This is a genomic window from Pseudomonas sp. TTU2014-080ASC (assembly GCF_001446935.1).
Classification (GTDB): domain Bacteria; phylum Pseudomonadota; class Gammaproteobacteria; order Pseudomonadales; family Pseudomonadaceae; genus Aquipseudomonas.
Map to the genome: position 1 here is coordinate 902,708 of NZ_LKKK01000011.1, position 9,086 is coordinate 911,793.

Below are 9,086 nucleotides of genomic sequence, written 5' to 3' on the forward strand. Positions count from 1 at the left end.
GGTGGTGGGCGCGGGCTGCGCCTGCCGCCGAGCTGGTGTGGCAAACTGCGCGGCTAAGGAGAGCCGAATGCCACGCTTACACTGCCCACGCTGCACCCGTCCTGTCGATCATTGCCTGTGCCCGCTGATTCCAAGCTTGCCCAGTCGCAGCCGAGTGCTGATTCTGCAACACCACAGCGAAGCTAAACATGCTCTGAACACCGCCAGGCTAGCGGCGCTTGGGTTGCAGAATTCTGATCTGTTGGTCGGCGAGGTGTTTGAGGATTTGCCACAGCGCCTGCAGCAATCCGGTTATGCGCCGTATTTGCTGTTTCCGGGGGATCAGACGCAGCCAATTGCTGAGGTGGCCAGCAGGCAAGCGCTCCAACCAGTTCTGCTGGTGGTCCCGGATGGGACTTGGCGTAAGGCGCGCAAGTTGCTGCATCTGAATCCGCTGTTGGCGACTTTGCCTCGCATGGCATTACCTGCGGGGCTCGAGTCCCGTTATCGGCTTCGCAAAGCGCCCATGGCGGGAGCTGTGTCGACGATTGAGGCTATTGTCGAAAGCCTTAACACCTTGGAGGCGCCGGTGCGCTTTGATGCGCTGCTCAAGCCTTTTGAGGCGTTGATTGAAGGGCAGATTGCGGCCATGGGGGAGGACACTTACCAGCGCAATCACGGGCAACCTGCGGGGCAGGAATAGGAGGGGGATTAGGTGCGTGAAGGTTAAGGCCGGATTGTTCGCGGCTTAAACCGCTCCTACGCCAGATTGACTGTGAGTAGGAGCGGGGACTGCTGCACTTAACGCTCGCGCATGGCCTCAGAGCGGGCTTTAAGCACAGGCTTGAGCAGATAGTCCAGTACGCTCTTCTCGCCGGTAATGATGTCCACGCTGGCTACCATGCCGGGGATGATCAGCAGCGGGTTATCTGGGGTGCCGAGGTGGCTTTTTTCGGTGCGCACATTGATCAGGTAAAAGCTGTTGCCTTCCTCATCGGTGATGGTATCGGCACTGATCATTTCCAGATTGGCTTTGAGCCCACCGTAGATGGTGTAGTCATAGGCGGTGAACTTAACCATGGCTTTCTGCCCCGGATGGAGGAAGGCCACGTCTTGCGGGCGCACCTTGGCTTCCACCAGTAGGCTGTCATCCAGCGGAACAATCTCAACCATGTCATTACCGGGCTGGACTACACCGCCGATGGTGTTGACCTTGAGCTGCTTGACGATACCGCGTACCGGAGACACAACCGTGGTACGTGTTACCCGGTCGTCGATGGCGACGCTGGAGGCGGTGACTTTCTGCAGGTCGGTACGAACCTGATTGAGTTCTTTGAACGCCTCGGAACGGAAGGCCAGCTCTGACTCTTCCATCTTGCTTTTGATCTCGTCAGCAGCGGCTTCTGCCCGTGGAATGGCCAGAACCGTAGCGTCCAGTGAGCCGCGAATTTCAACCAAGCTGCGTCGCAGGCGGAGAATCTCCACTTGAGAGATAGCACCGGTCGCCACAAGTGGCTCGGACATGTTCAGCTCTTGCTGCAACAGGCCTGCGCTAGAGCGGTACTGTTGGGCTTTTGAGCGAAACTCAGCCAGTTCTTGCTGTTTCTGCCGCAGCTGTTCGCCCAAGGTGCGTTTTTCGCTTTGCAGGCGCTCCTGACGCGAGCGGTACAGGTCTTCTTCGTCCTGAGCCAATTGCGGAGCTTTCTTCACGATTTCCTCCGACAGTTCGAAGGGTTTGCCCTCGGCTTCAGCGGTTAGGCGTTCAAGGCGGGCGCGCAGGGCAAGGCGGTCGGCTTCGGCTTCGCCGCGGTTGGATAGAAAACGAGTGTCATCCAGACGCAGCAGGACATCACCTTTCTCTACAACCTGGCCTTCGCGGACAAAAATTTCGCTGACGATACCGCCCTCAAGGTTCTGAATAACCTGAACCTTGCTTGAGGGAATCGCCTTGCCTTCGCCCACAGTGACTTCTTCGAGGACGGCAAAGTTGGCCCAGAGCAGGGCGCTTAGTAAACAGGCCCCAACAAGCCAGACGGTGATGCGGGTCAGGCGCGGAGTGTCCTCGAGAATGGTGCCGTCCACATCCGGCATGAACTCGGTGTCCTGGCGGCGTTTGCGCATGCCGGAAAAATAGTCGTTGAATGCGTGTCGTAATTGCATGGCGTGTCCTACACAGCTGCAGAGCCGATACGGCCCTTGCGTAGTGCTTCGATAACCGCTTCTTTCGGGCCGTCAGCCATAATCCTGCCGTTGTCGATCACGATTAGGCGATCAACCAGGCTGAGCATGGAGGCACGGTGAGTGACCAGCAGCATGGTTTTGCCTGCGCTCCAAGTCTGCAGCTTGTTGCGCAGAATGTCTTCGCTGGTGTTATCCATGGCGCTGGTGGGTTCATCCAGCAGCAAAATTGGCGGGCTCAGCAGCAGGGCGCGAGCCATTAAAACCGCCTGCCGCTGGCCGCCGGAAAGCAGCAGACCGCGCTCGCCAACAGGGCGGTCAAACCCTTGTGGATGCTGCCTGGCCAGCTCGCTGACACCGGTGAGATCGGCAATTTCGAGGATTCGTGCGTCGCTGACATAACGGGCACCCAAGGTCAGGTTGTCGCGCAGGGTCCCTGAGAGCAGTGGCAGGTCGTGGGCCACATAGCCAATCTGGTGGCGCAGGTCGGCGACGTCGAGTTGGCGCAGATCGAGGTTGTCCAGCAGGATCTGACCCTTTTCAGGTGTGTAGAAGGACATGATCAGGCGACCCAGCGTGCTTTTACCCGAGCCACTGCGGCCGATGATGCCGATGTGTTCGCCAGGATTGACCCGTAGGTTGATGCCGTTGAGCGCTGGGGTGCTTTGGTTCGGGTAGGTGAACGTCACGTCGCGTATTTCCAGCGAACCATCGAGCTGGGTGCGTTCAAGCGGGCGCTGATTGGTTTTGCGCTCTTGCGGCATGGCCATCAGAGCATCCGTGCTGGTCATGGTCAGGCGCGCTTGCTGATAGCGCGTGATCAACCCGGCAATTTGCCCCAGCGGCGCAAGAATACGGCTGCCGAGCATGTAGCACGCTACCAGTGCGCCCACGCTCATCAGGCCTCCGATGATCATGTAAACGCCGCATACGATTGTGGCGATACCCGCGAATTGTTGCAGGAAAGCTGTGCCGTTGCTGGCAATGGCTGCCAGTGAGCGGGAGTGAATGTCCAGACGGCCCAGTGCACCGTTGGTTTTCTCCCATTCGTGTTGGCGTTCACTCTCGGCGCAGCAGGCTTTCAGGGTTTCCAGGCCGCCGATGGTTTCGATCAGCAGGGCCTGGCGCTGTGAAGCCAGTTGCAGGCTCTTTTGCACGGTGTCACGCAGGCGAGCCTGGATGACGTAAGCAAAGATCGCCGTAATCGGGAACGCCAGCAGTGGGATGACTACCAGCCAGCCGCCAATCAGCCAAATCACAAGCAGCATGAGTAGCGAGAATGGCAGGTCGATTAGGCTGGTCAGCGTCACCGCTGTGAGAAATTCACGCAGCCCCTGGAAGTCGTGAATACTTTGAGCAAAGCCGCCGATTGAATTAGGGCGGTTGCTCATGGACATGCCGGTAATGCGTTCAAACAGCGTGGCGGAAAGCACGATGTCGGTTTTTTTACCGGCGGTATCCAGCAATTTGGAACGTAATAGCTTGAGGATCAGCTCAAAGCTCAACCCGACCAGCAGGCCGATGGTCAGCACCCACAGCGTTGAAGTGGCTTGGTTGGGCACAACCCGGTCGTAGGTCTGCATGACAAACAGCGGAACCAGCAGGCCCAGAAGGTTGATCATCAAACTGGCCAGGACCGCATCGGTATAGAGCCAACGCGACAGTTTCAGGGTGTCGCGGAACCAAGCCTGAACCCTTGGCACCAGCGGTCTGTGTGTTTCATCAAGGGTGTGTCGTGGACGGGCGAAGAAGGCATGGCCGGTGTATTCATCGGCCAATTGCTCACGTGTTACCCATTGTTCGCCGCCGTCCGCCTCGCAAGGCAGGATCAGCACTTTGTCGTTGTCACCGAAGCGACGCAGGACGGCCGTGCGGCCATCCTTGAGTAATAGCAGCAGGGGCAGATTAAGCGGTGAGATGCTGTCGAGATCCCGCTGTAACAAGCGGCCCTGCAGGCCTGCCCGGGCAGCTGCCCGGGCAAGCAAGTCAGGAGTCATGCGCTGCTGAGGCAGCGGTAGGCCAGCTGTAAGACTGCCACGGCTGCCAGAGCAGCCGTGCAGTTTGCAGAGGATCAAAAGGCCATCCAACAACGGATCGTCGTGATTCAGGCGCGGATCTTTCTCCGTGCCCGGTCGCTCCATGGTGGTCAAATTGTGTGACTCCTGTGGCTGAGGATTACTTCATGTCCGGAAGACGTGCGTCGCTTTTCACTTCCGAAAGGGCGATGGCCTCATTCGGCGCTACGATTTGCTGGCTGCGCAGCAGCTCGCCCATCGCGGTGACAACGCGGTACATGGAGTACTCCTCAGTAAAGCGCACTTCGCTGTAACGGCGGTTAGCGGTGAACAGTTCGTTCTCGCTATCCAGCAGGTCGAGCAGGGTGCGTTGACCCAAGCTGAATTGCTGCTGGTAGGCCTCACGTACACGGGTGGTGTAGTCAGCGTAGGCACGTGCTTTTGGCGTTTGCAGTTGGGCGTTTTCCATGGCATTCCAGGCCAGGGTCAGGTTTTCGTTGAGTACGCGCAGAGCGTTGTTACGAATATCCAGCGCCTCATTTACCTGGTGCGCAGAGGCATTCAGGCGAGCTTTGTCGCGTACGCCGTTGAACAGGTTGTAGTTCATCACTACAGCTGCACGCCAGCCTGAGTTATGGCCTTCATCACCGCCGGTGTTGTCATCAGCGTGGGTGGCCAGCTCTGCATCGAAGCGTGGGTAGAACGGTGCTTTAGCAACTTCATACTGCTTCTCAGCAGCGTGCACGTCAGCCTGTGCGGACTTCAGCAGTGGGTTGTTGTCCAGTACACGCTGGCGGGCTTCGTCTAGGCTGGCAGGCAGCGTGCCTTTGAGCGAAGAGGGTGCAGTCAGCTCTTCCGGCAGGCGGCCGACAACGCTGATGAAGTTGGCCTCAGCATCTGCCAGGTTGACCTGTTCGGTGTAGAGGTTGTTTTCAGCCAGGGCCAGACGGGCTTCTGATTGGTCCAGGTCAGCGGAGCTGCCAACACCCTGACGGCTGCGCATGCTGATTTGATCATTAATGCGTTGGTGAGCCAGCAGGTTGTTGCGGGCCAGCTCAACCATTTCGCGGCGCATCAGCAGTTCGAGGTACACCTCAGCAGTACGCAGAGCCAGGTTTTCGGAGGTGCCGAGCAGGCGATAGGCGCGGGAGTTCACCACTGCCTCGGTACGACCCACTTCGTTAGGCGTGTTAAAGCCATCAAACAGCATCTGCCGCAGGCGCAGTTCAGATGAGCCATACGTCAGTGTTTCGGTGTTGTGGTTGCCACTGGCACGAGTGCTCGGGCTATCAGTCTTTTCACGTCCATAGCCCATCAACAGGTCAACGGTCGGCAGGTAACCACCTTTAGCAATCCGCACTTCCTCGTCCGAGGTCAGCCGACTGTTTTTGCCTGCGTGAATTTCCGGATGGTTGTCGATCGTGCTTTGCATCGCTTCAGACAAGGTAAGCGCCTGAGCCTGGCCGCATAGGCTGGCTAAAACGATACAGCTCAACAGCGGATTGATTGCGCGCATTTATAAATGCTCCGTTAGTTGTGTATTTGTTGTGTGTGTTTGTTGTCAGTTTAGTGTGCGTGGCCCCAGATTAGTCGAATTTTTGACGCTACGCCATATCGCTAACTTTAAAACACTAAAAAGAAAGCGTTTAGTCTCAGTTTAGAAGATTTGGCACTATGGTATATGAGAAAATAGTCTTATGAATATATAAGAATTAAAGACATTGTCTATATAAGGCAAACCCTTTCTATGAGCGGCTTTCGAGGGGTTGGCGACTAAATGAGTTATGAGTGGCTAGGGTTGCGGAGTTGGGGTTTGGAGTGGTTTCGACTTTTAAAAGTTGAGTGACATATTTCTGGCGCTAACTTTTTGATGTCGAATTATAAGTTGTATTTTAAACCCCCTAAGTTCTCTGTAAGCAGCATTCTAGACTCTTTTCTAACAAACAATCGGGGCGAACCCGGTGGGTTTAACAAAGGGTGAGATCATGGCGACTTTATTAGGTGTTGTTGGCCAAATCGTCGGCGAAGTATTCGCTGTTTCGGCAGATGGAACTCGTCGTGCATTGAGTGAAGGTGATCGCCTGTTCGCAGGTGAAACACTCGAAACCGGCGCTAACGGCTCGGTTGCTATAAGGCTGAGCAACGGACAAACACTAACGGTCGGCCGTGATAGCAGCCTTGAGCTGACACCGCAGCTTCTCGCCGGTAACGGCGCGGGTCAGGCGCCTCAGCCTGTGCCTGCCAATACCGCACCTTCTGATCAAGATCTCACTGATGTAGAACGCCTGCAGGCCGCAATCGAAGCGGGTGATGACCCGACCCAAATGGGTGAAGCGACTGCTGCTGGTCCAGGTGCTGGTGGTGCTGGCGGTGGTGGCGCTGGTGGTGGTAACTCGTTTGTGATGCTCAGCGAGACCGGCGGTTCGATTGATCCGGAGATCGGCTTCCCAACAGCAGGCCTTAGCCGTGGTCCGTTGTTCCCTGATCCGGTGATTGGCGCTAACGAACCTGAGGTCGTGCCGACACCAATCCCTACGCCAGTTCCTACACCAGTACCGGTTGATTACACCCCCGGTGTAGACATTGACTACACCGACTCCGCTGGCACCATCCAAGCAGGCCCTGGTGTTGTGCAAGAAGCCGCCTTGGGATCAGGCAGCAACCCGGCGAGCTCAGCTGAGCGCACGTTTGGCACCATCACCATTAACTCCCCTGATGGTGTGTCTGCACTGCAAATCCAAGACGTTAACGGCAACTGGGTTGATGTCACCAACGGTGGAACAGTTCTGGGCAAGTACGGCGTGCTGAGCGTGGACGCTGCCGGTAACTGGACCTACACCTTGACTGACAACACTCTCGATCACAGCAACACCAGTGGTGTTGGCTCCAGTGACGTGGTCTCCGAGAGCTTCCCAACCCGGATGTTCGATTTGGACGGTGATGTGTCGCCGACCGTGAACATCAATGTTCAAGTGCTCGATGATGGCCCATCCGTGCAAGTGGCACAGGGCGTTGAGTGGCTGAGCCTGGCTGTTCTGGACGAAAGCCTTGCCTCTTTAGGTGGCACGCAGGGCGACGGCATCGCCACGGCCGTATTGTCGGCAGCTGCAGTGCAGGCCCACTTCGTCACCAGTTTCGGTGCTGACGGTGGCTCTAGCACTTACGGCTATGAGCTGAATGGCAGCAACGTAGCTACTGGTTTGTTCGCTTTGAGCGGCGAGGGCGGTAAAGGCGCAGAAATCGTTCTCAACCAATCAGGCAACGTCATTACTGGCAGCGCAGGGGGGGCTAACTACTTCACCCTGACCATCAATGCAGCAACTGGCGAAGTCACTATCAACCTGCTGAAAAACATCTGGCACAGCAACGCCGGCAGTTTTGATGACGCTGAAGTGCTGCAACTGCCTGAAGGTGTACTGAAACTGGTTAAAACCGTTACCGACGGTGATGGTGATAAAGCCAGCGCTGCCCTGGATTTGGGGGCGGCAGGGGTTATCAATTTCGAAGATGACGGCCCCACCATCTCGGCACAGGCCTTTGATTCGGCCACTCTGCAAGTGGATGAAAGCAATTTCGAACTCGATGCCACGGCCAATATCAGCAGCTTCTTTACTGTTGATGGTGGATCTGACGGTGTTGATGACGTGGACTACAGTCTGGTCTTGAACTCTTCCGCCAGCGGTTTGGTAGACACTGCAACTGGGCAGAATGTCTTCTTGGTCCTGAATAGTGCAGGTGTGGTGGAAGGCCGTGTCGGTAACGCGCAAGGCGCAGTTGTCTTCACTCTGAGCGTGGATGGCAGCGGTAATGTGAAGCTGGACCAACTGCGTGCGATCCAGCATAGCGACACCAGCAACCACAACGAAGCCAAGTCACTGGCTGCCGGTGTAGTCAGCGTCAAAGCCACCGTCACCGACGGCGACGGCGACAAAGCCAGTGCCAGTTTGGATATCGGTAAGGCCATCAGCTTCCTGGATGACGGCCCAAGCATCAGCGCCAAAGAGCTGGGCAGCCTGAGCCTGCAGGTCGACGAAACCAACCTGAACACAGCGGCTACCTCGTCGTTCACACTCGCTAGCCTGTTCACCGCCAATGCCGGTGCAGATGGCCAGAAGGCGCTGGACTTTGCGCTGAAAGTTGAGAGTGAGGACAGCGGTCTGTTCGACACCCTGACCGGTGAGGAAGTCAAACTCAGCCTCAATGCTGAAGGTGAGGTGATTGGTACCATCAGCGGCGACGTGGTGGTCTTCACTGTCAGCGTAACTGCTGACGGCAAGATCAGCCTGAACCAAGAGCGTGCGGTTAAACACCCAGTCGGTGGCAACAGCCACAACGAAGCCAGTGCGACGCTGGACGGCAAAATCAGCGTGGTCGGTACCATCACCGATGGCGACAACGACACTGCGACTGCCACTGCGAACATTGGTAAGGCCATCAGCTTCCTGGACGACGGCCCAAGCATCAGCGCCAAAGAGCTGGGCAGCCTGAGCCTGCAGGTCGACGAAACCAACCTGAACACAGCGGCTACCTCGTCGTTCACACTCGCTAGCCTGTTCACCAGCGCTGCCGGTGCAGATGGTCAGCAATCGCTGGACTTCGCGCTGAAAGTTGAGAGTGAGGACAGCGGTCTGTTCGACACTCTGACCGGTGAGGAAGTCAAACTCAGCCTCAATGCTGAAGGTGAGGTGATTGGTACCATCAGCGGCGACGTGGTGGTCTTCACTGTCAGCGTAACTGCTGACGGCAAGATCAGCCTGAACCAAGAGCGTGCGGTTAAACACCCAGTCGGTGGCAACAGCCACAACGAAGCCAGTGCGACGCTGGACGGCAAAATCAGCGTGGTCGGTACCATCACCGATGGCGACAACGACACTGCGACTGCCACTGCGAACATTGGTAAGGCCATCAGCTTCC

5 protein-coding genes are annotated in these 9,086 nt (G+C 56.8%); 2 read left to right on the forward strand and 3 right to left on the reverse strand.

The annotated features are described in order from the left end of the window. Positions 1 to 67: 67 nt before the first annotated feature. On the forward strand, positions 68 to 682 hold the full coding sequence (locus tag AO726_RS14680; RefSeq protein WP_058068793.1) for a tRNA-uridine aminocarboxypropyltransferase: 615 nt from the start codon (positions 68 to 70) through the stop codon (positions 680 to 682). Between the two features lie 98 nt (positions 683 to 780). On the opposite strand, the gene AO726_RS14685 is transcribed toward AO726_RS14680, so the two are convergent. Genes AO726_RS14685 through AO726_RS14695 form a run of 3 tightly spaced genes read right to left on the reverse strand, consistent with a single transcriptional unit; the run spans position 781 to position 5,688 of the window. Then, a complete protein-coding gene (locus AO726_RS14685; protein WP_058068794.1) occupies positions 781 to 2,139 on the reverse strand; it encodes an HlyD family type I secretion periplasmic adaptor subunit in 1,359 nt (452 codons plus the stop codon). 8 nt (positions 2,140 to 2,147) lie between these two features. Next, positions 2,148 to 4,307, reverse strand: a complete 2,160-nt coding sequence (locus AO726_RS14690) for a type I secretion system permease/ATPase (RefSeq protein ID WP_058068795.1) — start codon at positions 4,305 to 4,307, stop codon at positions 2,148 to 2,150. A gap of 25 nt (positions 4,308 to 4,332) precedes the next feature. Beyond that, on the reverse strand, positions 4,333 to 5,688 hold the full coding sequence (locus AO726_RS14695; protein WP_058068796.1) for a TolC family outer membrane protein: 1,356 nt from the start codon (positions 5,686 to 5,688) through the stop codon (positions 4,333 to 4,335). 469 nt (positions 5,689 to 6,157) lie between these two features. Between AO726_RS14695 and AO726_RS14700 the strand changes: the two genes are divergently transcribed. Then, the coding region (locus tag AO726_RS14700) for a retention module-containing protein (protein ID WP_152987293.1) at positions 6,158 to 9,086 on the forward strand (2,929 nt) is incomplete at its 3' end.

Bases quoted from the DNA above. Each gene is read 5' to 3' on its own strand.
- AO726_RS14680 (WP_058068793.1), top strand. From the start codon at position 68: ATGCCACGCTTACACTGCCCACGCTGCACCCGTCCTGTCGATCATTGC.
- AO726_RS14685 (WP_058068794.1), bottom strand. From the start codon at position 2,139: ATGCAATTACGACACGCATTCAACGACTATTTTTCCGGCATGCGCAAA.
- AO726_RS14695 (WP_058068796.1), bottom strand. From the start codon at position 5,688: ATGCGCGCAATCAATCCGCTGTTGAGCTGTATCGTTTTAGCCAGCCTA.